The organism is Dissulfurispira sp. (assembly GCF_036745535.1).
GTDB lineage: Bacteria > Nitrospirota > Thermodesulfovibrionia > Thermodesulfovibrionales > Dissulfurispiraceae > Dissulfurispira.
This window is the reverse complement of sequence record NZ_DAIOFX010000007.1, coordinates 20,924-44,978: the sequence shown is the minus strand read 5'-3', so window position 1 is coordinate 44,978 and position 24,055 is coordinate 20,924. Positions and strand designations below refer to the sequence as shown.

The 24,055-nt window shown below is 43.9% G+C and carries 26 protein-coding genes, 2 tRNA genes and 1 pseudogene; 15 read left to right on the top strand and 14 right to left on the bottom strand.

Annotation, left to right across the window (positions count from 1 at the left end; genetic code table 11):
- Positions 1–51: 51 nt before the first annotated feature.
- Positions 52–327, bottom strand: a complete 276-nt coding sequence (locus V7L97_RS12850) for a type II toxin-antitoxin system RelE/ParE family toxin (protein ID WP_442891734.1) — start codon at positions 325–327, stop codon at positions 52–54.
- Positions 327–557 (bottom strand): addiction module protein, encoded by a 231-nt coding sequence (locus V7L97_RS03010; protein WP_333653309.1) that lies wholly within the window; start codon positions 555–557, stop codon positions 327–329. Before V7L97_RS03010 ends, V7L97_RS12850 begins: the two co-directional genes overlap by 1 nt.
- Before the next feature lie 160 nt (positions 558–717).
- Here V7L97_RS03010 and V7L97_RS03005 point away from each other — a divergent pair, with 160 nt between their 5' ends.
- The 9 genes from V7L97_RS03005 (at position 718) to glnE (ending at position 9,986) form a co-directional block, all read left to right on the top strand.
- Entirely contained in the window at positions 718–1,452 is a 735-nt protein-coding gene (locus V7L97_RS03005) for a tRNA1(Val) (adenine(37)-N6)-methyltransferase (RefSeq protein ID WP_333653308.1), read from the top strand.
- Positions 1,449–1,865, top strand: coding sequence for a hypothetical protein (locus tag V7L97_RS03000; RefSeq protein WP_333653307.1), 417 nt, complete (start codon positions 1,449–1,451; stop codon positions 1,863–1,865). The genes V7L97_RS03005 and V7L97_RS03000 overlap by 4 nt, the downstream gene beginning before the upstream one ends.
- An 80-nt stretch (positions 1,866–1,945) precedes the next feature.
- Positions 1,946–2,449: a M56 family metallopeptidase gene (locus V7L97_RS02995; RefSeq protein WP_333653306.1), complete on the top strand. Its 504-nt coding sequence runs from the start codon at positions 1,946–1,948 to the stop codon at positions 2,447–2,449.
- A 68-nt stretch (positions 2,450–2,517) separates the two neighbouring features.
- The gene (locus V7L97_RS02990) at positions 2,518–3,045 is read left to right on the top strand and encodes a hypothetical protein (protein ID WP_333653305.1); all 528 of its coding nucleotides are present in this window, start codon (positions 2,518–2,520) and stop codon (positions 3,043–3,045) included.
- 138 nt (positions 3,046–3,183) lie between these two features.
- On the top strand, positions 3,184–3,594 hold the full coding sequence (locus V7L97_RS02985) for a response regulator transcription factor (protein WP_333653304.1): 411 nt from the start codon (positions 3,184–3,186) through the stop codon (positions 3,592–3,594).
- Positions 3,595–3,664: 70 nt separating this feature from the next.
- A complete protein-coding gene (locus tag V7L97_RS02980; protein WP_333653303.1) occupies positions 3,665–5,293 on the top strand; it encodes a peptide-binding protein in 1,629 nt (542 codons plus the stop codon).
- A 2-nt stretch (positions 5,294–5,295) separates the two neighbouring features.
- Positions 5,296–6,294 (top strand): ABC transporter permease, encoded by a 999-nt coding sequence (locus tag V7L97_RS02975; RefSeq protein WP_333653302.1) that lies wholly within the window; start codon positions 5,296–5,298, stop codon positions 6,292–6,294.
- A 3-nt stretch (positions 6,295–6,297) separates the two neighbouring features.
- Entirely contained in the window at positions 6,298–7,131 is an 834-nt protein-coding gene (gene opp4C / locus V7L97_RS02970) for an oligopeptide ABC transporter permease (RefSeq protein WP_333653300.1), read from the top strand.
- Between the two features lie 77 nt (positions 7,132–7,208).
- Positions 7,209–9,986: a bifunctional [glutamate--ammonia ligase]-adenylyl-L-tyrosine phosphorylase/[glutamate--ammonia-ligase] adenylyltransferase gene (glnE, locus tag V7L97_RS02965; RefSeq protein ID WP_333653298.1), complete on the top strand. Its 2,778-nt coding sequence runs from the start codon at positions 7,209–7,211 to the stop codon at positions 9,984–9,986.
- Between the two features lie 3 nt (positions 9,987–9,989).
- Here glnE and V7L97_RS02960 read toward each other — a convergent pair whose 3' ends face one another.
- Positions 9,990–10,463, bottom strand: a complete 474-nt coding sequence (locus V7L97_RS02960; protein WP_333653297.1) for an HPP family protein — start codon at positions 10,461–10,463, stop codon at positions 9,990–9,992.
- Positions 10,393–11,115 (bottom strand): CBS domain-containing protein, encoded by a 723-nt coding sequence (locus V7L97_RS02955; RefSeq protein WP_333653296.1) that lies wholly within the window; start codon positions 11,113–11,115, stop codon positions 10,393–10,395. The genes V7L97_RS02960 and V7L97_RS02955 overlap by 71 nt, the downstream gene beginning before the upstream one ends.
- A gap of 150 nt (positions 11,116–11,265) precedes the next feature.
- Here V7L97_RS02955 and V7L97_RS02950 point away from each other — a divergent pair, with 150 nt between their 5' ends.
- Positions 11,266–11,580 carry a cupin domain-containing protein gene (locus V7L97_RS02950; protein WP_333653295.1) on the top strand — a complete coding sequence of 105 codons (315 nt, stop codon included), beginning with the start codon at positions 11,266–11,268 and terminating at the stop codon, positions 11,578–11,580.
- 1 nt (position 11,581) lies between these two features.
- On the opposite strand, the gene V7L97_RS02945 is transcribed toward V7L97_RS02950, so the two are convergent.
- From V7L97_RS02945 to V7L97_RS02925, 5 genes and pseudogenes are all read right to left on the bottom strand, one after another.
- Complete coding sequence (locus V7L97_RS02945) at positions 11,582–11,881, bottom strand: hypothetical protein (RefSeq protein ID WP_333653292.1); 300 nt, start codon at positions 11,879–11,881, stop codon at positions 11,582–11,584.
- On the bottom strand, positions 11,872–12,072 hold the full coding sequence (locus V7L97_RS02940) for a hypothetical protein (RefSeq protein WP_333653291.1): 201 nt from the start codon (positions 12,070–12,072) through the stop codon (positions 11,872–11,874). The genes V7L97_RS02945 and V7L97_RS02940 overlap by 10 nt, the downstream gene beginning before the upstream one ends.
- A gap of 49 nt (positions 12,073–12,121) precedes the next feature.
- Entirely contained in the window at positions 12,122–12,748 is a 627-nt protein-coding gene (locus tag V7L97_RS02935) for a hypothetical protein (RefSeq protein ID WP_333653289.1), read from the bottom strand.
- A 100-nt stretch (positions 12,749–12,848) separates the two neighbouring features.
- A pseudogene (gene ccsA / locus V7L97_RS02930) lies at positions 12,849–13,160 on the bottom strand (cytochrome c biogenesis protein CcsA).
- On the bottom strand, positions 13,144–13,557 hold the full coding sequence (locus V7L97_RS02925; RefSeq protein ID WP_333653287.1) for a hypothetical protein: 414 nt from the start codon (positions 13,555–13,557) through the stop codon (positions 13,144–13,146). Before V7L97_RS02925 ends, ccsA begins: the two are co-directional and overlap by 17 nt.
- A gap of 37 nt (positions 13,558–13,594) precedes the next feature.
- Here V7L97_RS02925 and mfd point away from each other — a divergent pair, with 37 nt between their 5' ends.
- Positions 13,595–16,828, top strand: a complete 3,234-nt coding sequence (mfd, locus tag V7L97_RS02920) for a transcription-repair coupling factor (RefSeq protein WP_333653285.1) — start codon at positions 13,595–13,597, stop codon at positions 16,826–16,828.
- Positions 16,829–16,843: 15 nt separating this feature from the next.
- Positions 16,844–17,641 (top strand): tetratricopeptide repeat protein, encoded by a 798-nt coding sequence (locus V7L97_RS02915; RefSeq protein WP_333653283.1) that lies wholly within the window; start codon positions 16,844–16,846, stop codon positions 17,639–17,641.
- 3 nt (positions 17,642–17,644) lie between these two features.
- On the opposite strand, the gene V7L97_RS02910 is transcribed toward V7L97_RS02915, so the two are convergent.
- Positions 17,645–17,720 (bottom strand) — tRNA-Cys (locus V7L97_RS02910).
- A gap of 94 nt (positions 17,721–17,814) precedes the next feature.
- A tRNA-Gly gene (locus V7L97_RS02905) sits at positions 17,815–17,890 on the bottom strand.
- An 89-nt stretch (positions 17,891–17,979) separates the two neighbouring features.
- Here V7L97_RS02905 and trpE point away from each other — a divergent pair.
- Genes trpE through trpD form a run of 3 tightly spaced genes read left to right on the top strand, consistent with a single transcriptional unit; the run spans position 17,980 to position 21,118 of the window.
- A complete protein-coding gene (gene trpE / locus V7L97_RS02900) occupies positions 17,980–19,488 on the top strand; it encodes an anthranilate synthase component I (RefSeq protein ID WP_333653282.1) in 1,509 nt (502 codons plus the stop codon).
- Between the two features lie 10 nt (positions 19,489–19,498).
- Positions 19,499–20,098 (top strand): aminodeoxychorismate/anthranilate synthase component II, encoded by a 600-nt coding sequence (gene pabA / locus V7L97_RS02895; RefSeq protein ID WP_333653280.1) that lies wholly within the window; start codon positions 19,499–19,501, stop codon positions 20,096–20,098.
- A complete protein-coding gene (trpD, locus tag V7L97_RS02890) occupies positions 20,099–21,118 on the top strand; it encodes an anthranilate phosphoribosyltransferase (RefSeq protein ID WP_333653279.1) in 1,020 nt (339 codons plus the stop codon).
- A gap of 43 nt (positions 21,119–21,161) precedes the next feature.
- Here the strand turns inward: trpD and V7L97_RS02885 are convergent, their stop codons facing one another.
- The 3 genes from V7L97_RS02885 to V7L97_RS02875 all read right to left on the bottom strand — a co-directional run bounded on the left by V7L97_RS02885 (position 21,162) and on the right by V7L97_RS02875 (position 24,052).
- Positions 21,162–21,842, bottom strand: a complete 681-nt coding sequence (locus V7L97_RS02885) for a TIGR00730 family Rossman fold protein (RefSeq protein WP_333653278.1) — start codon at positions 21,840–21,842, stop codon at positions 21,162–21,164.
- A gap of 249 nt (positions 21,843–22,091) precedes the next feature.
- Positions 22,092–23,546, bottom strand: coding sequence for a DNA recombination protein RmuC (gene rmuC, locus V7L97_RS02880; RefSeq protein ID WP_333653277.1), 1,455 nt, complete (start codon positions 23,544–23,546; stop codon positions 22,092–22,094).
- Positions 23,547–23,653: 107 nt separating this feature from the next.
- Positions 23,654–24,052 (bottom strand): DUF1284 domain-containing protein, encoded by a 399-nt coding sequence (locus tag V7L97_RS02875; protein WP_333653276.1) that lies wholly within the window; start codon positions 24,050–24,052, stop codon positions 23,654–23,656.
- Positions 24,053–24,055: the final 3 nt, after the last annotated feature.

Genomic DNA, 24,055 nt, shown 5'->3' with positions numbered 1-24,055 from the left:
TGCGGGTTTCTGCTCAAATGCATTACCGCCACAATGAGCAATGTACCACTTCTAAAAAGCAATCAAAGATGAGAGAGAAGACTGCAAAAAAATGAGCAATGTACCACTTCTAACCTGATAAATAACGCCGTATGGAAATCTGTTTGTCCGGCAACGGCGGGTGCGCTTTGAGAGCTGAAACCATGCTTCAGGATACTGGATAATCCGTTCTATCGTCCTCTTTACTTTGGCGGCAAATTCGTATCCCAGTCCTTCACTTTGAGTATTGTAATAAGCAACCGCGTCAAGCAATTCGGCTTCGGCTGGGGCAAGGAATGTTATATTCATCAGCCTTTCCGCTGCTCTATTTTTTCAAACACTTCCTTTGCAGGGATTGTAGCAATTTCGCCCTGTTCGTAGGCGTCTATGCGGCTTTCAGCCTCTTTCGCCCACAGTTCATCAATGGTCCGTCGCTCCGAAAACTCAAAACCGGATAGAAGCTTTTCCACAATCTCGGCGCGCTCAATCGGCGGTAAACTCAGTGCTTCGGCAAGCACCTGTTCGCTCTGGCGAGACATAAACACCTCCCTTTTCAAGGCATTATTCATAGGATAGCATATTTCATCCCCTCCTTAAAATCTGGAATTACTCGATTGTCCTCTAAAGGCGACATGTGTTAATCTTTATACAGACATCGAAAGAATTTGTGTAATTTGCACACTTGCTTATATAAAACTCATGCTTACCCTCGACAGCATAAGGGACATCCAGATATATCAAAACAAAAACGGCTATCGCTTTTCAGTGGATGCACTCCTTCTTTTCTCATTCATTAATTTGCCGAGGGTCAAAAAGATCGCTGATTTAGGCGCAGGCTCAGGAATTATAGGCATTCTCCTCGCAAAGAAATATCCGGATGCTGAAGTCATACTAATAGAACTCCAAAAAAGCCTCGCAAAACTCGCAGGGAAAAATGTCGTTCTAAACAATCTCGGTAATAGGGTTAAAGTAGTAATAGCAGATATTAAAAATTTATCATACCCTCCCCATCACTCCAACACTCCATCACTCCATTACCCCGCTTTTGACCTTGTCGTCTCAAATCCTCCTTTCAGAAAGGTGAAAACAGGCCGTCTGAGCATCGGTGATGAAAAGGCAATAGCAAGACACGAGATTAAACTTTCTTTAAAAGATCTGGTAACAGCAAGCTCCACGCTCTTAAAACATCACGGAAGACTCTGCATTATACATCTGCCAGAGAGGCTGACAGAGATAATGGATGCCATGAAAGAGAACAATATGGAGCCTAAACGTCTGCGCTTTATATATTCCAATATTTCTACCGAAGCGAAAATGGTATTGATAGAGGCAGTAAAAGGAGGCCGTGCAGGACTTAAAACAGAAAGGCCTTTTTTCATATATAATGAAGATGGAAGTTATACGGATGAGATGAGAGAAATCTATAACGAATGACCAGCTTTTTTAATTCCCTGTTCAATTCCTATCTGGGCATGTTTATGACACAGGCATTCTGCCATTCGATAATAGCCTTCGTTGTCGTGAACAGGGCAATGCACATCTGGCACATCAACGATCCCTTAATAAGACAGCGATTCCATCTCATAGTGGTCTTACTGCCTGTTTTTTCATTCCCCCGTTATCAGGCAATAAACCCTGACAGAAACTCCATAGCATTCAGGATGGAATCACTTTTCGATATCAACCGATGGCTCAATTTAGAAATTTTTGAAATCATGCCGTTATGGATATTTTTCATTTCCATACTGCTCATCACAGCAGCAATCTTTCTATTTCAGGAACTGATTCCGGTTTTAAAAAATACATTTGAATCAAAAAAATCCGGATGTGGAAGCAGAAGGGTATGAAGAACATCCAGTCGTCAATGAGGCATTAGCTGACTTGGCTGCCGAAAAGCCCGATATCCTCGTACTGGAGGATGACGATTATGTGCTTTTTTTCAACAACAGGCAGAAATGCCGCTGTATTCATATCAACAGGACTCATAAAAACTCTCAACAAAGAGCAGTTGCAGGCAGCCATCGCCCATGAGATGGCGCACATAGCAAGAAACAAAAAACCTCTGCTCATAGCCGTATTCCTCTTCAGGGTAATCATGTTCTTTAATCCTGTGGCTCTTCTGGAATTCAGAAGGCTCGTTCAGGAAGAAGAAAAGATATGCGATGATATGGCAGTAAGTTTAACCCAAAAACCCCATGCCTTGTCCGGGGCCCTTAAAAAGCTCTATCATAAAAACGAAGATGCCAATCCACTAAAGCTAAAAAAACTCTCGGAGATGAGGGATTCCATCGAAGAATACAGCCATAACGCCCACATAGAGGCCAGGATCCACAGACTGGAAAAGGGAGGCATTCATAAAACAAGCGGAGAATGGCTTAAGCTTTTGTTAACGGTCATTTTAATCATGGGAATAAACTATTTTGTTGTATGATATCCAAATCCAGCGATAAGGATGGGTCTCTGACTTATCCTTATCGCTGGATCTCGGAGGGAAAATAAATGAATAAAAAATTTCTCAATTTCTTTTATTTTGTTTTAACTGTTGCAATACTCATTGCAGCATTGAAGATTTTCAACTATCTCCCCATGATGATCCAGAAAGATACAATGAGGAGGTATCACAGCATCGAAGATGTGAAATCAAATTTAAACATCAGGGAAATCCTTATTCCTTATTACTTCCCCCAGAGCTTTGTATGGCCTCCGTCAGAGATATTTGCACAGAAAAAGCCCTTCACCGCAGTGGTAATGGAGTTTAAACATGCCAGGAGTGGAGATGTTGCCCTCATTATATCCCAGGCAGGCTCCAAAAACTTTAAAGCCGATGAGAAGATAAAAATGGTTCAGATCAAAGAAAAAATCAGTTACCCTTTAAAGGGCCGGACTGTAGCGCTTGAGGCAGGCATGTGCAAAAACGAAGAGCCGTGCAGCAGGATTTCCTGGGATGAGGATAAATACAGAATGACCGTTACGGCAAAGACAAGCCCGCCGGAGCTGCTGAAGATTGCAGAAAGCATGATCCGGTAGCCTCTCATATAACTTTCACCTCCAAATACGAAAAAATTCCTACCAAAATAGGAAGTTCTTCCAATTTTATTCCGTTTAATTATCGTCTATCCTTTAATCAAGAAAGAGAGAAAATTCAGAGAAAGGAGGTGAATTAAGATGTTGACATACTATAGGGAATACATATCAAGGTTTTTAAAGGCCGGCGTATCAGGATACCTGCTTAAAAAGACAGTGGGAAGCGACCTCATTGCAGCTTTAAGGGCCATCAACAGGGGAGAATTATATCTCCATTCATCAATTACTTCGGAGGTTGTTGCAGGCTATCTTGGCAAAGACAGGCAGACAATGGTGGAAGACCCTTATGAAAAACTGACCGACAGGGAAAAGCAGGTCTTGAAACTGATAGCAGAGGGATATACTCATAAAAAGATGGCAGAACTGTTAAACATAAGCGTAAAAACAGTCATTGCACATCAGACAAATATAAGCGAAAAGCTCGACATACACGGCCGCTCCGGATTGTTAAAATTTGCCATACAACGTGGGATTATAAAAATAACCCAGTAATATTGACTTTAATCCTTTCATCCATTAATTTACATATATGCTTTCATATATCTTCAAACGCCTTTTATTGATGATTCCACTTATATTCGGAATAACCCTTATAACATTCACCGTTATTCACCTTACGCATAGAGACCTTGTGGGAAGAGAGACAGAACCCAAGGAAACTGCAACATATGGCGATGCCGTTATAGAAGGTACCATAGGCGAGCCAAGCACTCTCATTCCCATGCTTGCGGGCGATAGCGCTTCTCATAGCGTGGCAGGAATGATTTTTAACGGCATTGTAAAATATCACACAGACCTGAGCGTTATAGGGGACCTTGCAGAGTCATGGACTATCTCATCCGACGGCATGGTTATTGTCTTTCGCTTGAAAAAGGGAGTCAAATGGGCTGACGGAGTCGAATTTACAGCAGACGATGTGATGTTTGGGTACAAGACCATTATTGATGAAAAAACACCAACGCCTTACAAAGAGGATTACATGCAGGTCAAGAAGTTCGAAGTCCTTGACAGATACACATTCAGGGTTACGTATAAAAAACCGTTTGCGCCTGCACTCACATCGTGGGGGAATCTGGTTGTTCTTCCCAAACATCTACTTGAAGGCAAGGATATAACAAAAAGCGATTTTGGAAGAAATCCCATCGGGACAGGTCCTTACAAGCTTAAGAAATGGGTTTCGGGTCAGGAGGTGGTGCTTGACTCAAACAGGAGTTATTTCGATGGGAGGCCATATATAGACAGATATATCTACAGGGTGATACCTGACCCGGCAACGCTTTTTTTAGAGCTGCAGGCAGGGGGAATCGATATGATGGGACTTACGCCGATTCAGTATACGAAACAGACCGATACCGATTTCTTCAGAAAAAACTTTCAGAAATTCCGCTACCCTGCATTCAGCTATACCTATATGGGTTTTAATCTCAGGCATCCATGGTTCAAAGATAAGCGTGTGAGGCAGGCAATAGCGCATGCCATAGATAAAAGCGAAATCATTGATGTTGTTCTCTTTGGACTTGGCAGCCCTGCTACGGGTCCTTATGTTCCAAACACATGGCCGTACAATCCAGATGTAAAAAAATATGAATTCGACCCCGGGAAGGCAAAAAGGCTTCTGAAAGAAGCAGGATGGGAAGATACCGATGGAGATGGAATTATAGAAAAGGACGGCAAGCCATTCCAATTCACTATTCTTACCAATATGGGCAACCGCCTGAGAATCAATACAGCTACTATTATTCAATGGAGACTTGCAAAGGTAGGCATAAAAGTGGAGATCAGATTGCTTGAATGGAGCACACTCATCAACGAGTTTATCGATAAAAGACGGTTTGAGGCGGTCATACTCGGCTGGAGCATCGGCCTTGACCCTGACCAGTATGATATCTGGCACTCCGGCAAAACGAGGGAAAAGGAATTTAATTTTGTCAGCTATAGCAATCCATTGGTAGACACGCTCCTCGAAAAAGGCCGGAGGACATTCGATATAGAAGAAAGAAAAAAGGCATACTATAAAATCCAGGAAATACTTGCCGATGACCTGCCGTATGTCTTTCTGTACGTGCCTGATGCAATTCCGATCGTACATTCGAGGGTTAAAGGCATCAAGCCTTCGCCTATAGGTATAAGTTATAATCTCCCTAAATGGTATGTGCCGGAAAAACTCCAGAGATACAGAATAGAGCCCTGAAGATGCTGACCTATCTCATTAAACGACTCCTCGAGATGATCCCAACACTCTTTGGGATTACACTGCTTTCATTTTTTATTATCCACCTTGCCCCTGGAAAGCCCACAGACATACTCACAGAGCTGAATCCCAAAATCACGCCCGAGGCAAGGCTGAAGCTCGAAAAATACTATGGGCTCGATAAGCCAATAATAGTTCAATACGGCATGTGGCTTAAAAGGATTGTAAAACTGGATTTCGGCGAATCCTTCTCAGGCGACAGAAGACCTGTTATGGAAAGGATATGGGATACGAAAAAGCCTCTCCTTGAAAGAAGGCTGTTTATCACGTTCCTGATCAATGTGCTTTCCATGCTTATAATCTTTATCATTGCGATACCGGTCGGCATATCTTCTGCAACTCATCAATATTCACTGTATGACAAGATTACAACCACATCTGTCTTCATAGGCTTCGCCATACCTTCATTCTGGCTTGCCCTCCTGCTGATGATGCTTTTTGGGGTGCATCTTGGCTGGCTTCCAATATCAGGGCTTAAGTCCATGAACTATGACTCGCTGACACTCATGGAGAAGATATGGGATAGGACCCTTCATCTTTTGCTCCCTGTCTTTGTCTCCTCCTTTGGAGGTCTTGCGGGTCTTTCAAGATACATGAGGGGCAGCATGCTTGAGGTGCTGAGACAGGATTATGTTACAACAGCGAGGGCAAAGGGATTATCCGAAAAGAGGGTTATATACGGACATGCCCTGAGAAATGCGCTTTTGCCTATCATCACATTGCTCGGACTTTCTGTCCCCGGACTCATCGGCGGAAGTGTTATATTCGAAAATATATTCGGCATTCCGGGCATGGGCCAGCTCTTCTTTATGGGTGTAATGACAAGGGATTATCCGCTGATAATGGGTATTTTGACAATCGGGGCAATATTGACATTGATAGGAAACCTGCTGGCAGATATCGGCTACATGCTCGCAGACCCGAGGATAAGGGTGAAGTAAGATATGAAGATATTTTGGAAGAGGTTTAAAAGGAATAAACTTGCAGTGGCAGGTGGAGTTATCGTGGTTGTCCTTTTTGTTATTGCGGTGCTTGCGCCTTTCATTTCTCCCTTTAATCCCAACGATATTGACAGAAAACACATCCTTGAGCCTCCGGGCGCGAGGCATCCCCTTGGAACCGATGATCTCGGCAGGGATGTTTTATCACGAATGCTGTATGGCAGCCGGATATCACTGGCAGTCGGCTTTATTGCCGCAGGCATAGCAACAATTACAGGCATGCTGCTCGGTGCGGTATCAGGATACTATGGCGGCTGGACCGACAGAGCAATGATGCGGTTTATTGATATAATGCTTTCTATTCCGACATTCTTTCTGGTCCTTGCTGTCATTGCCTTTGTCGGGCCGAGTATCTGGAACATTATGATAGTTATAGGGTTTACATCATGGATGGGAGTAGCACGACTTGTAAGGGCAGAATTTCTATCATTGAAAGAGAGGGAATTTGTCCTTGCTGCAAAGGCGCTGGGGGCAAGCGATATGAGAATAATCTTAAGACACATCATGGTAAACAGCATGGCTCCCGTGTTCGTTTCTGCTATTCTTGGCGTGGCAAGCGCAATACTGGTGGAATCGGCTTTAAGTTTTCTCGGCATAGGGGTTCAGCCTCCTACACCCAGCTGGGGCAATATGCTCACATCAGGGAAGGACAATATAGAGATAGCATGGTGGCTATCCCTTTTCCCTGGCATTGCAATTCTTATCACTGTGCTCAGCTACAACCTCTTTGGAGAAGGATTGAGGGACGCCCTTGATCCGAGGTTATGGCGAGATTAAGCGCATAAATTTCAGTTAGCTCGCATCTCGTAGTTCATGGTATTATTTTTATTACCATGAGCTATCAACCATCAGCTATGAACTATGATCTCCCTGATCCTGAAAGGGCAAAAAAGAACATACAATCATTCCTGTCGGAAAATCCAGAATATGCAGAAAAATTGAATGCCCGCATAACTGAAGTTTCCACTATCTTCTCATACAGCCAGTTCCTCGCCAATTACTGCATCAAAAGTCCCGAGGCATTGTTTTATGCCATTGATAATCTCAATATATCCTTTGACACTAAACAGCTACGGATTGAATTAAAGGAATCACTTTCCTCTTGTAATTCCATAAATGATGGCATGAAGGCAATTCGCAATTTCAGGAAAAATAAATTTTTGATTGTCACACTGAAGGATATTCTTAGGCTGGCAGAGCTTCAGGAGATAATGCTTGATATGAGCAATCTTGCCGATGCAATTTTATGGGAATCATTAGATTTTGCAGAACCCTTTCTCAAGCTGAGATATGGTGCTCCTGAAAACAATTCCCTTGCTGTAATAGCCCTCGGAAAGCTGGGTGCTCTGGAGCTTAATTACAGTTCTGATGTGGACATAATCTTTGTTTATAAAGAAGAAGGAGAAACAAGCGGCATATCAACCATTCATGGCATGACCATAAACAAAATTTCTGCCTTCGAGTATTACACAAAGCTTGTTGAGGAATACACACGGTTTCTTTCCGCAAATACAGAGGACGGCTTTGCCTACAGGGTTGATTTGAGATTAAGACCTCAGGGGCAGCGCGGCAGTTTAGTCCTGTCGTTAAGAGGTTACGAGGAATACTATGAATCATGGGGGCAGTTATGGGAAAGGGCTGCACTTCTCAGGGCAAGGCCGATAGCAGGAGACATGCAGTTAGGACAGGAGTTTTTGAATACAATAAGGCCCTTTGTCTACAGAAAATACCTTGACTTTGAGGCCATTGACGAAATCAGGAGGATGAAGTCACAGGTTGAGCAGATAAAAGCAGGAACGTTGAGCAGGGATATAAAACGGGGCTATGGAGGCATACGGGAAATAGAATTTTTCATACAGATATTCCAGTTGATCTATGGAGGCAAAGAGCCGTCTTTAAGGGAGCGGAGTACATTCAAGGCCTTACATAAACTCCTGCAAAAGGGATTTATAGGTTATGAAGACTTCGGCCAGCTTTTGGACAATTATATATTCTTAAGAACACTTGAACACAGGCTCCAACAATTGAACGACATCCAGACACATGCCCTTCCATCCAGCGACATGGAACTGGATATCCTCGGAAAAAAGATGGGATTTCCAGACAGGTCGGCATTTTTATCAGAGCTTAACAGGAGAAGACATAAAGTAAGGACAATATACGATTCACTTTTGGAATCCAGAAAAGAACCGCCTCACGGCTTATTGAGCAGCATTTTCTGGGATATGGAAACACCTGTTGAACACCTCATGGCAGAAGAGCTTTCAAAGACGAAGATAACGGATATGAAAAGGGCCATGCACCATCTCACCAGGATAAGGAACAATATATACTCCTTCCAGACAATAAGGGGAAGGAGGCTCCTCGAGGATATTCTTCCGAGATTTGTGGATGAAGCGATCAAGGGTATAAACCCTGACCTCGCCCTGCTCCAGTTAGTCGATTTTTCGAGCATTTTGGCCTCAAAGGAATCCTATCTTGAAGCCATAACACAAAGACCTGAAATGATCTCCGTACTAAATTTTATCTTCTCGCAAAGCGAATATCTGTCAAAGATGCTTATGGGCAGTCCTGAATACATCGAGTCCATTGTCGAAGGCGAGATAAGGAAAAAGTCATCGAGGGAGTTGAAGAATGAATTAAATATCCTGATAGAAAGACACGGTGAAACCACGGCCATAAGACTGCTCAGAAGGTTTGTGGAGATAAAACTCGGACTTCTTTTCATGGACAGGAAAATAGATGTCATAGAACTCATGAAGACCCTGAGCAAAGCAGCGGATGTAATCTTATCAGCACTGCTTGAACGGCACGGGACCTCATTGAATATTGTTGCCTTCGGGAAACTGGGAGGCAGGGAGATTATTTTCAACTCCGATCTCGATTTGATATTTATAACATCTGACGAACCAGCAGAAGCAGATATAAAGGCAGCAGAGCAGTTGCTGCGGCTCTGCATGTCATACACAAAGGATGGGATAGCATACAGGGTTGACACCCGCCTGAGACCCGAAGGCAGCAAGGGGCCGCTTGTAAGCTCTCTGAAAGGCCTCAGGGATTATTACCTGAAGCATGCACAGGTTTGGGAACTTCAGGCACTTTTAAAGGCAAGACCCATCTGTAATTTCAAGTTTCAAATTTCAAATTTCAAATTCATGGAGCTGAGAAGAGAGGTTTTAATGGAAAGGGGCAGTGAAATAACAGCAAGCGACATAAAAAAAATGAGGGAAAGGATTCAAAAAGAACTATCAAAGGAAGTCCCCGGCACTTATGATATAAAGCTTGGAAGCGGCGGCCTTGAGGAGCTTGGGTTTATCATTCAGTATCTGCAGCTTAAAAAATGCAGGGACAACCCGCAGATACTTGTTCAGGGAACCCTTGATGCAGTTAACCGCCTCGACAAAAGCGGCATACTGAAGAATAGCGATGCAATAATGTTAAAAGAGACTTATATGTTTTACAGGACCATCGAAACCATGCTCAGGCTAAGGAATGAATCCCTTCTAAAAGAGGGTAGCACCATCGTGCAGAGCCTTGCTAACTTTATGGATATGGACGAAAAAAAAATCCTAAGCTCTCTGAATGAAAAGAGAGCACTGACAAAGAACTTCTGGGACAGATTAAATGATTGAAAGTTAAAGCCAGTATTCCGGATACCTTCTGTTCTTAGAAATATTATTAACCAGAAGCGCAACAACTAATAAAATAAGAGCACCTGCTCCGGCAGGTAAAAATGCGTACAAAAAACCGAGGTCATGTATCTTTTTGCCTCCTATAACGGCAATCAATGCAGTTGCACCGCCAGGCGGGTGAACCGTCTTTGTAGCAAGCATCGCCACAATGGCAAGGGATACGCCGAGGGCAGCGGCCATCCATATAACATCACCGAACAATTGATAGCATGCAACGCCAACAAGCCCTGATATTATATGGCCTCCGATAAGGTTTCTCGGCTGGGCAAGGGGGCTTTTGATTGCGCCATAAACAAGCACTGCAGACGCACCAAATGAGCCAATTATCAATGTCAAATCCCTCGGCTCAAAATACTTTGAGGAGAGATAGCCGCAAATGCCGATACCTATCACAGCGCCGAGCCATGACCAGAGCATCTCTGTTAAACCGACTCCTGGAGGGCTCTTTGCACCGCCCTTCATCTTTGAAAAGTATTCGCTTATATTCATTTTTTCCTGTTGCTCTAACTATGTCTGCCCTCGAGATTATTCCTATGAGTTTGTTTTCTTCATTCACTACAGGAAGTCGCTTGATCCTCCTTTCATCAAGAATCCTTGCCACTTCCCTTATATCTGCATCAGGTTTTGTTGTTATTGCAGGAGATGTCATCACATCTTCCACCCTGCTGCCAGCCTTTCGCTCCGGCAGAGGCTCTCCAAGGATATGCCTTATGATGTCCTTAAATGTGTGCCCGTGCTTCATTCCAGTCATAGAAAGGACATCCGCCTCTGTAACAACACCGATAACGTGATTTTCGTCATCCACAACAGGCAGACCGCTGACTTTATTTTCTGAAAGGAGTCTTGATACTTCATGAATATCCGCATCCTTTTTAACAGTTATCACATTTTTCGTCATTACATCACTGACAGGGATTTTGGAGGCGAGCCTTTCCTTTGCATGCCTTAAGGCGATGGAATAAATCTTCTTCAGGTCTTCCTCGGTAATATCCACGTATGTCTTTATTTCTTTGAGGGCAGCCCTGAGGTCTTCATCTGAAATCTCATAATCTCTCTGTGTGTTATCCATAAAAACCTTCCTTAGTTTTTAATATAGATATAATCAAATTATAGCACCATGATTTAAATCATAAAAATCTTTAGGCATTATGATGAATATCATTGTTTTATGATCTATTCAATGCTAAATTTATAAAAACAACTTAAAGAGGAGGATTCTATGGAAGTAATCGATCTTAAAAAGCTTATAAAATTTTACCCTGACAAGATCTCAAGGGAAATGCTTTCTGACAAGCCCGAGATGCGTGTTGCATTGATGTGCCTTGAGGCAGGGCAAGCATTGCAGCCTCACAAGGCGCCGTTAAGGTTGATGATGTACTGCGTTGAAGGCAAGGGGACATTTATCGTCGGAGACGAGGAGATCGTTGCGGATGAAAAGACTGCCATACTCTGCGACCCGTTGGTTCCTCACGGATTCAGGGCTGATAAGGGTGAAAGGCTCGTTGTAATGGCAGTTGTAACGCCTGTGGAGTAATTTAAACAAAATATTCGGAATACCTTCTCATTTCGTCAGACTCTATGGACCCTGAAAACCTGTTGTCGGATATAACAGACTTTATTGCCATAGATGAAGATGAATCGAGGATCTTTAACCTTCTGAAGGAGAAAAAGGATACAAGGAGGAGGGTTATAAATCCGGCCATAACCTCAAGGGATGGTATTGAAAGGTGTTTGCCGACGATATGCCCTGCCAATGCGCCGAAGATAAGAGAAAGCAGAGGGATAATAAAAGCAAGGAAATAGCCCTTTGTCTTAATTCCTTTGTCTATTCCCACGATAACGCTGTCTCCAACTTTTGCATCGATGGGGTTTTCACAGTAAGCATCATTGTAGTTCCTCCTGCCTTGCAAAGGCCAATCTTCGCCTGGCCGCAGCCCTTGCATGACTCTCCGCCTTTGAGCATAACAGTAGCAATGTCTCCCTGAAGCCTTATTACTGTCCCTATTTCGGGTATGGATGGTTTCATATTTTTATAATACGGGATTCTGCTTTACTAAACTATGAGATATATCATACTACCTTTCCATCCTCATCTTAAGCACAATCAGAATAATGATGCCTGTCATAAACAATATCCCGCCAATTAATGCCCACAAAGCACCCGGCTCCCTGCTTACCTGTAGGAGAACAGCCTTTTCTGGAAACGCCTGAAGATCCTTCACATTGATATTGAATCCCTCTTTTAGAGAGGGTGCATTAGGTTTTATCCTGCCTTTAAGGATTTTATTCTGCCCTGAAATATATTCCACATCCACTTCCCAGTCATTTATGTATCCGTATTGATCAACATCTATGTTTATAGCTCTGACATTCAATGTTATGCTGTCATTCGGCATTTTCAAAAATGTCCCTTCCCTTGCAACTGCGATCCCCTTAAAGCCCCCTGTAGAACTCAAAAGATGGGCAAGGAGTATAAACAGAAAACCGATATGTATTATCTGGGGTGATATCAGCAAGAGCCATTGCGTTGCCTTTCTCTTTTTAATAATGGATTCAATGCTGCAAAAAATAGTATTGATTGTGAGAATCGCAAGGATAATGATTGAGCACCACAACCACCACGTCACACTTATTGGCTGCACCTTCAGCCATTCAAAAAGCGGCATCGATTGGATGGCCTGAAATTCTTCTCTTGCAGGCATTATAAATGCTCCTGCAAAGAGCAAAGCCATGAGGAACCATAGCAGCCATATGGTTGTTCTTATGGATAAGAAAAATTGTGTTATGTGTCTGAACATATACTTAAAAGCTATGCGAGCTCTTCATCAGAAGGCTCACGCCGAGATATGTGAACAATACAACAACAAAGCCAACGATGCTTAAAACGGCCATCGGCCTTCCCATCCACCACTGCCTTAATCTCGCATGAAGATAAAGGCTGTAAAACAGCCATAGGATTGTTGTCCAGAGTTCCTTTGGTGTCTATAGCCAGTAAGTCCCCCATGCAAGATATGCCCATATACCGCCGAATACCATGGATATGGAGAACAAGCAGTAGCCGATAAGCACCGCCCTGTATTGAAGACCATCAAAAGAATTATCCTGTTCTTTCAAGAAAAGGGCACCTAATACAGCAGCTATTCCAAAAAAGCGCATACGAAAGAAACGCCAGCACAACATGGGATTCGAACCACAATGTCCTTAAAACAGGCGGAAGGGGTGCATTATGCTGTTTTGATGCGAGGGCAAATGCAGTGAAGACCGAACCCATTACCGCAATGATGCCCTGAAATTGATGCCTCTTTAATACAACATTGAACGGGATTGAGAATGCCACGACAGATGCCGAGAGAAAGGTAATTGTATCGTGGGGTCCTACAAGGGGAAGCCTTCCCAGTTGAAGCCCACGCATAATCAGATAGGCGATTTGAAATATAAGACCGATATATAAGAAATGCCTTTTCCATGTTGCAAAGAGATAAAAGGCAAAAGACAGCATAAGTATAAGCATAGGAAATATTATATAAGATTTGAGTTAAAATAAAACCATGCCTAATGTATTTCATTTATTAAAAAGCCATGCAGGACAAATAAGCAAGCGTCTGAAAATCAGCGAGACAAAAAGGATTTACAATATCTCCATCTCCCACCTCGCATTGCTGCTCTTATTTAATGAAAAACCGTTTATCGTAGTCGAAGATTCTGACGAGTCCGCATCAATGCTTTATAATGACTTTCTGTTTTTAAATTCAGCAATCAGCAATCAGCAATCAGCAATCGCCTATTTTCCTCCCCCATCCGGTCCAGAAGCCATTGGAGAAAGGGCAAAGGCACTACACAGGGTCAAGGGTCAAGGGTCAACCCCGTTAGAAAAGCCCTTTTTTCTAACGGGGTCAATAATAACCTCAAAAGACGCATACAAGACCGGTTTCAGCATCTCGGATATAGAAAGCAGCATTTTAGCCCTTAAAAAAGGAATTGAAATCGGGAGGGGAAAATTGGAGACATGGCTCACATCGCACGGCTACAGAAATGTGAGCGTTGTGATGGAAAAGGGTGAATACAGTCAGAGGGGATGGCTCTTTGATATATATCCTGCAACTGAAGCCTCTCCTGTGAGGGTAGAGTTTTTCGGAGACGAGATAGACCTCATAAGGACATTCGACATCGAAACACAGAGGTCGATAAAAGAGATAAATGATATAGAAATTTTTCCTGCAGAAGAAGGAGAGCCGACACATAATCTGATAGACGATTTAACCGGCTTAAGAGATTTCGATGTCTTTGTTGTCGATCATCACTCCATTACTCCATCACTCCAAAAATCCATTCTCATTTCGCATCTCCCCTTTGTTGGTGAAGGGATTGATGCAGGCGAAATGACAATCAAAGGTCTGGGCATTCTCCCTGAAGAAAGAAAGGAGATAAGCGACATACCAGCGGCTTTACAAACAGTTCAAAACTCTAAACTCTTAACTCCAAACTCTAAAATTATTGCTGTAATGTCTTCAAAGGCTCAGGCAGAGCGCCTCAAAGAGATCATGTCGGATGGCGGCATTGTAGCGCCAATAATAGACAGGCAGGACTTAAAATCCTATGAAGGAATGTTTTGCATAACCACAGGCAGGCTGTCTTCAGGAATAAATCTTCCTGAACTCCTGATAGTAACTGACAGGGAAATCTTTGGCGAAAGACCCTCATACAGGCCCATTAAAAAATCAAAGGTCTCGAGGCTCCTCCTCAGCATCGATGATTTAAAACCCGGCGATTTCGTTGTGCACAAAGACCATGGCATAGGAAGGTTCGCCGGATTGCAAAGGCAGAGGGCAGAAGATTATGAACAGGATTTAATAACCATAGAGTATGCAAACGGCAGGTTATATGTCCCGTTTCACAGCATAGACAGGCTGCAGAAATACAGCGCAGCAGAAGGACACATCCCATCCCTCGAAAAACTCGGCGGCAAGGCATGGATCAGGACAAAACAGAAGGTAAAGAAGGGGATCAGGGAGATGGCAGAAAAACTCCTGAAACTGTATGCTGAGAGGAGGATTGCTAGGGGCTATAAATTCAGCGAGGACACTCCCATGCACAGGGAATTCGATGATTTCTTTCCTTACGAAGAAACACCGGACCAGACAAAGTCCATAGAAGAGATAAAAAGGCATATGCATTCAGAAATGCCAATGGATATGCTCCTCTGCGGAGATGTTGGATACGGGAAAACAGAAGTGGCTGTCAGGGCTGCATTCAGGGCTGTCTATGATGGAAAACAGGTGGCTGTGCTTGTCCCAACAACATTGCTTGCAGAGCAGCATTTCAGGACATTCAAGGCAAGGTTTTCGGGATTCCCTGTAAGGATAGATTATCTCAGCAGATTTAAAAATAAAGGTGATTTGAATAACTCCATTACGGCAATTGCAAAAGGAGAGGTCGACATAGTTATAGGCACGCATATGCTCTTGAACAAAAAAGTCCAGCTCCACAACCTCGGCCTTCTGATTATAGACGAAGAGCACAGGTTCGGAGTTGCCCAAAAGGAGAGGCTGAAAGAGCTCAAAAAGGGCGTCGATATCCTCACACTCACAGCAACGCCGATTCCGAGGACGCTGCATATGTCCCTGTCAGGGATAAGGGAAATGTGCACCATAGAGACACCTCCAGAAGAAAGGCTCTCGGTGAAAAGCATTGTTGCAACATTCAATGACAGGATAATAAAAGAGGCAATAGAAAAGGAAATGCAGAGGAACGGACAGATATTTTTTGTCCACAACAGGATAAAAGATATAGAAAAAATATCCGTCCATATCAAAAAACTGGTTCCAGATGCGAGGATCGCAACAGCCCATGGACAGATGAGGAAGGTAGATCTCGAAAGGATCATGCTGGGCTTTCTGAATAAGGAAACAGATGTCCTCGTATGCACTGCAATAATCGGTGCAGGCCTCGACATTACAACAGCCAACACAATAATCGTTGACAGGGCGGACACGTTCGGACTGTCAGACCTCTACCAGCTCAGGGGAAGGGTCGGAAGGGGAAACACACAGGCATATGCATACTTCCTGATACCAGGAGAAGACATCATTACAGATGATGCAAAAAAGAGGCTTCAGGCAATACAGGAAATGAGCTATTTAGGCGCAGGTTTCAGGCTTGCGCTAAAAGATCTCGAAATAAGAGGGGCAGGAAATCTCCTCGGTGCAGAGCAGTCAGGTCATATCTACAAAGTTGGTTTCGACATGTACATGGAGATGCTGGAAAAGGCTGTCTCAGAACTCAAGGGAGAAGAGATAAAGGAAGAAATAGAACCCCAGATAAGACTGAGGCTTTCTGCATTTATACCCGAGGACTACATACCGGACATCGCCTTGAGATTGAGCATTTACAGGAGAATATCGTCGGTAAAATCCCTGAATGCCCTGACAGAGTTAAAAGAAGAACTCCTCGACAGATTCGGCAGCATGCCAGAAGAGGTGAATAATCTAATGCATGTCATAAAGGTAAAAATATTGTCAAGGCTCTTATATATCTCTACGGTTTCTGATATAGACGGCAGATACAGGTTTTTCTTTGTCTCCGATGCAGAGGATAAATATAAAATTCCTGAAAACTTTTTTGATAAACTCTTAAAGACATTGTTTGAACTGCAGAAGAAAGAGAGGGGGATTCGTTTCCTGCCGGACGGTTTTGAATTTGATACGCAGGTGATACCGTCAAAAGACAGAATAACAAAGGTCGAGGAGATACTGCAGTCCTTATGGACAAGATTGTCAAAATAATTTAAACTGGAAGGCATGAAGAACAGAAAACAGAAGATAGAGAAAATGGAGTATTGGAGCATTGGAGTGTTGCGGGGGAAAAAGGCCTTTTCATTACTCCATTACTCCATTACTCCATTACTCCCATGTTTTATATTTCTTACTTTTTTGGTCGGCTGCGCCACTGTTCCTGTGGAGGAGCGAAAGGAAGCCGAGTTCCATTATAAAATGGGCATTTCCCACCTGAATGAGGGCAATATCCAGATGGCATTTGTGGAGCTTCAGAAGGCATATCAGCTCAACCCCGACAATAAAGAGACCCTTAACAGCCTTGGACTCGTCTACCTCCAACTGGATGAACTCGAAAAGGCAAAGGACCTGTTTCTAAGGGCAGTATCCATTGATTCCGAATTTTCAGAGGCATACAACAATCTTGGTGTAACATATTCAAAGAGAAGGCAGTGGACAGAGGCGATAGATGCATTTAAAAGGGCATTATCAAATCCACTGTACAGAACGCCTGAAACGGCATTCTACAATCTCGGCATTTCCTATTACAGGGTGGGGCAATACGAGCCCGCCATAAATGCATTCAAGGATTCCATAAAGAGGTCTCCCTTCTTTGCATTGCCGTATTACGGGCTTGCACTCGCCTATAACAGGGAAAGCAGATATGGAGATGCTGCGGCAATAATCGCACGGGCAATAGAAATAGACCCGGCCTATAAAGGTGACAGGAAGAAATTCATAGAGGAAATAAAACAAAGACTTCTCACTGCAAAGGGAGAAGAAGAGATGGACTTCAGGGATTATCTGGAGATAATGAGGTATTAATTCTGGAGGCGGCGAGCGGATTCGAACCGCTGCATCGAGGTTTTGCAGACCTCTCCCTTAGCCACTTGGGTACGCCGCCGATTATCAGAACATAGAAGCCAGTCTATCAGAAGACAGACTTTAAATTATTTATTTTTGATTTTGAAATCTGTATTCTGTCATCTTAGATTTTATGGAGCGGGCGACGGGATTCGAACCCGCGACCCCAACCTTGGCAAGGTTGTGCTCTACCAACTGAGCTACACCCGCAATTAATTGATAACAGAAAAACTTATCATAATCATGTGAACTATGTCAAATCAATTGCTAAAAACACACGATTCCATTAAAATAAAAAAATGAATTTGAATTTCAATGAATTTAAGGAGTTAGCCAGACAGGGCAACCTGATCCCCGTCTACAAAGAGATACTAGGGGATGTGGAGACCCCTGTAAGCGCCTTTATCAAGCTGAATAAAAAACCGTCATTTCTCCTCGAAAGCGTTGTGGGCGGTGAAAAATGGGCGAGATACTCCTTCATCGGCATAGAACCCTCCATGACCGTAACATGCAAAGGCAAAAAAGTGGAGATAAAAAACGGAGGGGTTGTCATAGAAACAGAAACCAGCGATCCTCTGAACGTCATAAAGGACATCCTTTCAAAGTTCAGACCTGTTGATACAAAAGGACTGCCGAGGTTTTCAGGCGGACTTGTTGGATACATAGGATATGATGCCGTGAAGTTCTTTGAGAGGGTTCCTGACAATCCCAAACCCGAGATCGACATGCCCGATATATTCCTCATGCTTGCCGATATAGTCCTCATATTTGACAATCTCAGGCAAACGATAAAGGTTGTGTGCAACACCCATACAGAAGGAAAGGATATTAAAGAATCGTATGCAGAGGCAGAGGCAAGGATAGATAAAATCATAGACGAGTTAAGGCAAGGGGCTTATTCCTCAGCACCTATTGCCCATGGCCTATCGCCTCTTGCCCAAACAGAAAACTTTTCTTCCAATTTTACAAAGGAAGATTTTCTGAATGCCGTTGAAAAGGCAAAGGAGTATGTAATGTCAGGAGATGTCGTGCAGGTAGTCCTGTCACAGAGGTTCGAGAAACAGGCAAGCGCATCTCCTTTTGACATTTACCGCTCGCTCAGGATAATAAACCCTTCGCCGTACATGTATTACCTCGACATAGGAGAATCACAGATTGTCGGCTCTTCTCCAGAAATCCTTGTGAGGCTTGAAGGCGATAAGATAACTCTGAGGCCAATTGCAGGCACAAGGAAAAGAGGGGAGACCGAAGAAGAGGATAAAGCCCTTGAAGATGATTTGAAAAAAGACCCGAAGGAAATCGCAGAGCATATAATGCTCGTTGACCTCGGCAGGAATGATGTGGGAAGGGTCGCAGAGATAGGCTCTGTAAATGTTACAGAGCTGATGACTGTAGAGCGTTACAGCCACGTGATGCACATGGTTTCGAATGTGGAAGGCAGGCTCAAGAAGGGTTTCGATGCCTTTGATGTATTCAGGGCATGTTTCCCTGCCGGCACTGTGTCAGGAGCGCCGAAGGTCAGGGCAATGGAGATCATAGAAGAACTGGAACCCACAAAGAGAGGGGCATATGCAGGGGCAGTGGGATATTTCGGATATTCAGGCAATATGGATACATGCATCACAATAAGGACGCTTATTATAAAAGATGGCAAGGTATATGTTCAGGCAGGAGCCGGCATAGTTGCCGATTCTGTGCCTGAGAACGAATACATGGAGACACTAAACAAGGCAATGGCAATGATGAAGGCAGTGGAGCACGCAAGTGGGATTCCATCCCCCTTGCGAAAACCCCCTGAAAAGAATTAAGGGAGGCAATATGCTTTTGATGATTGACAACTACGACTCATTTACATACAACCTCGTCCAGTATCTTGGAGAGCTGGGCGAGGATGTCCTGGTATACAGAAACGATAAAATAACCATTGAAGATATAGAAAAGATGAATCCAGAGAGGATTGTCATATCTCCCGGGCCATGCACGCCAAAAGAGGCAGGAATATCCATTGATGTTATAAAACACTTCGCAGGCAAAATCCCAATTTTGGGCGTATGCCTCGGGCATCAGTCCATCGGCGCTGCCTTTGGCGGAGAGATTGTCAGGGCGCCAAACCTGATGCATGGAAAGACATCGCTCGTATATCATGATGGCAAGACAATATTTGAAGGACTTCCCAATCCGTTCGAAGCGACAAGATACCATTCGCTCGTAATCAAGCGGGAGACCATCCCGGACTGTCTTGAAATAACCGCATGGAGCGACGGAAACAGAGACAACGGGATAATAATGGGAGTAAGGCACAAGGAGTTCATAATAGAGGGTGTGCAATTCCACCCCGAGTCTATACTTACCACTGTGGGCAAAGACCTTTTGAGGAATTTCATAAAACTGCAGATGGCTCATAGAGGGGGAAGATAGATGATAAAGGAAGCCATAAGCATCATAATCCAGAACATAAGCCTTTCTGAATCAGAAATGGCAGAATGCATGACAGAGATAATGGAAGGCAGGGCAACAGATGCACAGATAGGCGCATTCCTAACAGCCTTAAGAATAAAGGGCGAAACAATAGAAGAGATAACAGCCGCTGCGAGGATAATGAGGGAGAAGGCAACTAAGATCAATGCCCCTGAAGGTGTTATCGACACATGCGGCACAGGCGGAGACATGTCTGGAACATTTAATATCTCGACAACCACTGCCATTGTTGTTGCTGCATCTGGCGTTCCTGTTGCAAAGCACGGCAACCGCTCTGTATCGAGCCAATCAGGTAGCGCTGATGTGCTTGAGGCCCTCGGGGTAAATATCGAACTGCCCCCTGAAAAGGTTGAGAAATGCCTTTTCGAGACAAACTTCGGTTTTCTCTTTGCACCATTGTTCCATCCTGCAATGAAGTTCGCCATCGGCCCGCGCAGGGAAATAGGCATAAGGACAATATTCAATATCCTCGGCCCCCTTACTAATCCTGCAAATGCAAAACGCCAGATATTAGGGGTATTTGCGGACAGGTTGACCGAGCCCATGGCATCAGTGCTCGGAAATCTTGGTGCCGTTGATGCAATGGTTGTCCATGGAGAGGACGGACTGGACGAGATAACCGTATGCGACGGCACAAGGGTTTCGAGATACAAAGACGGGAAAGTAGAGACATATTACATAACGCCGGAGGACTTCGGCTTTAAAAAGGCTGACTGCAAGGATCTTGCAGGAGGCAGCAAAAATGAAAATGCAGGAATAACAATATCCATACTAAATGGAGAGAAAGGGCCGAAACGGGACATTGTTCTCATGAACTCCGCAGCAGCCATTGTTGTAGCAGGACTCGCACAGGACTTCAAGACAGCAAGGGAGATTGCAGAGGAAAGCATAGACTCCAAAAAGGCCTTACAAAAACTGGAAGAGATAAAGAAAGTGACAAACAAACTGCAAATGGAGTGATGGAGTATTGGAGTAATGGAGCGCACTCCACTACTCCAAGTAGTTATTTAGTATTCTTACACTCTCCAATTGGTACAGGGCCTCCGAATACCCTGTAGTGCTCCTTGAGCAGTTCGCAGACCTCTTCAGGCGTGTCCACAATACTGAAAAGGGCAAAGTCCTCCCTGCCTATCGTGCCTTCAGGAACAAGGGTATGCTTCATCCATTCTATAAGTCCCTTCCAGTAATCAGAGCCGAACAGTATTATGGGGAATGACTGTATCTTGCCTGTCTGCACAAGGGTCAATGCCTCGAACAGTTCGTCCATTGTGCCGAACCCGCCGGGAAATATGACAAAGGCCATGGCATATTTTATGAACATGAGCTTTCTCACAAAAAAGTATCTGAAGGAAATGTTTACATCCAGATATTTGTTGGGATGTTGCTCATGCGGGATCTCGATATTAAGCCCAACCGACTTTCCCTTATTGCCCATCTTAGCGCCTTTATTCGCAGCCTCCATGATCCCTGCCCCGCCGCCTGTGATAACAGAAAATCCAGCGCTGGAGAGCATCTTTCCTACTTTTATTGCCTGGTGGTAATAATACGTATCTTCGGTAAGTCTTGCACTGCCGAATATGGTAACTGCTGGACCAATCTCAAAAAGGGTCTCAAATCCATCGACCAGCTCCGACTGTATCCTGAATACCCTCCACGTCTCAGACTTCCTTAAATCCTCAATCACAGAAACCTCCAAATATGAATTTATGCATCCCAAATTGAGCGACTCTTAGCCATAAATATATGTCAGGTGCGGCGAAAAGACTTTAAACGCCGCACTTGTATTAACATTTATCTTGTATCCGTCATCTACTACATTGGATACTTGATGGATAATGCATTTATTATCTTTCATATACACTTGAAGCAACACTTTTTAAAGGCTTTGAGCCGTGCCTGACATATAAAACCGCTTAACTTAGGTGCATGCCGTTTATCTGCTTTTATCATCATCAAATTCCAGTGCAAGATGCTCGATATTCTTTGTGCTCTGGCTGATTTCAGAAGGAGATTTTATCTCCTTCTGGCTCGAAATCCCAAGCTCCTTGAACTTCCTTACAGAAGGGATAAGCCTCGATTCCATGGAACTCACCCCTTTGTTGTAAGACTCTACAGCCTTTCCGATTGCAGCTCCTATATCTGCAAAATGCTCAAGCACAATAGAAAATCTATCATACAAATCTTTCCCCAAATTATTTATCTCCTGCGCGCTTTTTGTAACCTGCTCCTGCTGCCAGCCGTAAGCAATAGCCTTAAGAAGGGCTATAAATGTCGTCGGTGTGGAAAGTATCACTTTTTTAGCACTGCCGTCTTCTATCAACTTATGATCATGCTCCAAAGCAGCGCTGAAAAACGATTCACCGGGAAGATACATCACAACAATCTCAGGTGACTGCTTGAACTGATCCCAGTATGCCTTTGATCCGAGGATGTTCATATGATTCCTTACCTGAGTTATGTAATTGCTTATAGCCTTTTTCCTCTCATCTTCAGAGGATGCGGAGACTGCATTAAGGTAAGCATCAACAGGCGCCTTTGCATCAACAACAATCTCTCTGCCATTCGGGAGGCGCACAACCATGTCTGGCCTGAGCCTTCCTGTATCTGTGGAGACCGACTCCTGCTCGTAGAAATCGCAGTACGCTGTCATCCCGGCAAGCTCTGCAACCCTCCTCAGCCCTATCTCTCCCCATGAGCCGCTCACCTTTGGCCTTCTAAGAACAGTGACGAGATTGCTCGTCTCCTTCTGCAACTGCTCCTGCATGGATGAGAGCGAGCGGATTTGCTGAGTCAGACTGCCAAAGCTTTCATGCCTGTGTTTCTCTATCTGCTGGATCTGTTCTTCGTATCTCTTGAGCATTTCCTGAAGCGGCTTTATGGTTCCGTCCAACGCCTCTCTATGCTCTCCGAGCTTTCCTTTTGTCTCTGCAAGTATCTTCCCGAGGTGCTCTGATGCAAGCTTGAGAAAATCCTCATTGCTGCTCTTTAATGCTGCTGACGCATGTGCCTTGAACGTATCTGTCAGCTCGGTCTTCATCACTTCGATGAGCGCCTTCTGCTCCTCAAGGTTCTTGTACGAATCCTCAAGCCTCTTCTGCGCCTCGTCCAGTCTGGTTGTAGTCTCTATCCTTTGCTGCCTCTCATTATCAAGCTCGCTTCTAATCTGATTAATATCCGATTCCCTTTGCTGAACCTGCTGCCTGAGTTCATTGACAACTGCCTCTGCGCTCTTTGCCCTTCCCTCGATCTCTGCAATCTTGCCCGAATAATCGGACTGGACCTGCGAAATCTTCTGAGAATAGGCTTCCTGCAAACGTGATTTGGCAACAAACCATGCGGCTATCCCGCCTATTACCAAACCTGCGACTAAAAATATTATTTCCATCATAAGATCTCCCCTATCCCTCCACAAGCACCCTGTCGCCCACAACAATAAGATTCTTCTTCGCTTTCATAAAGGATATTTTAAAATATTTTAAAATATTTTCGAGCATTTTATCTTCTTTTCATTTCCTGATAAAAATCGCTCTTCTCGCAGGCCTGCTTCCAGTCACACTCATTGCAGTATCTGTCATGCCACTGAAGGAATATGTCTGGAATAAGATTTTTTAGATCCTGCCATGTTATCTTTTGACCTGCAGTAAGATTGAGAAGCTTGAGGGCTGTTTCATCCATCTCTCTTATCTCTTCATCAGCCTTTTCGTCATATGTGCATCTGTAATCCTCAAGATAAAGACATTTTGTGCAGATATTATCAGCAGTTGAGATAATCTCTATCTCTTCATCTTCCGCCCTTTTTAGGACATCTCTCAGATTTTCAACAAACGGGGCGTCATAACCCTCGCCTGAAAAGAAGTGGAGACAGATGAGATGATGGCCTCTGAGGGTTAACATTTA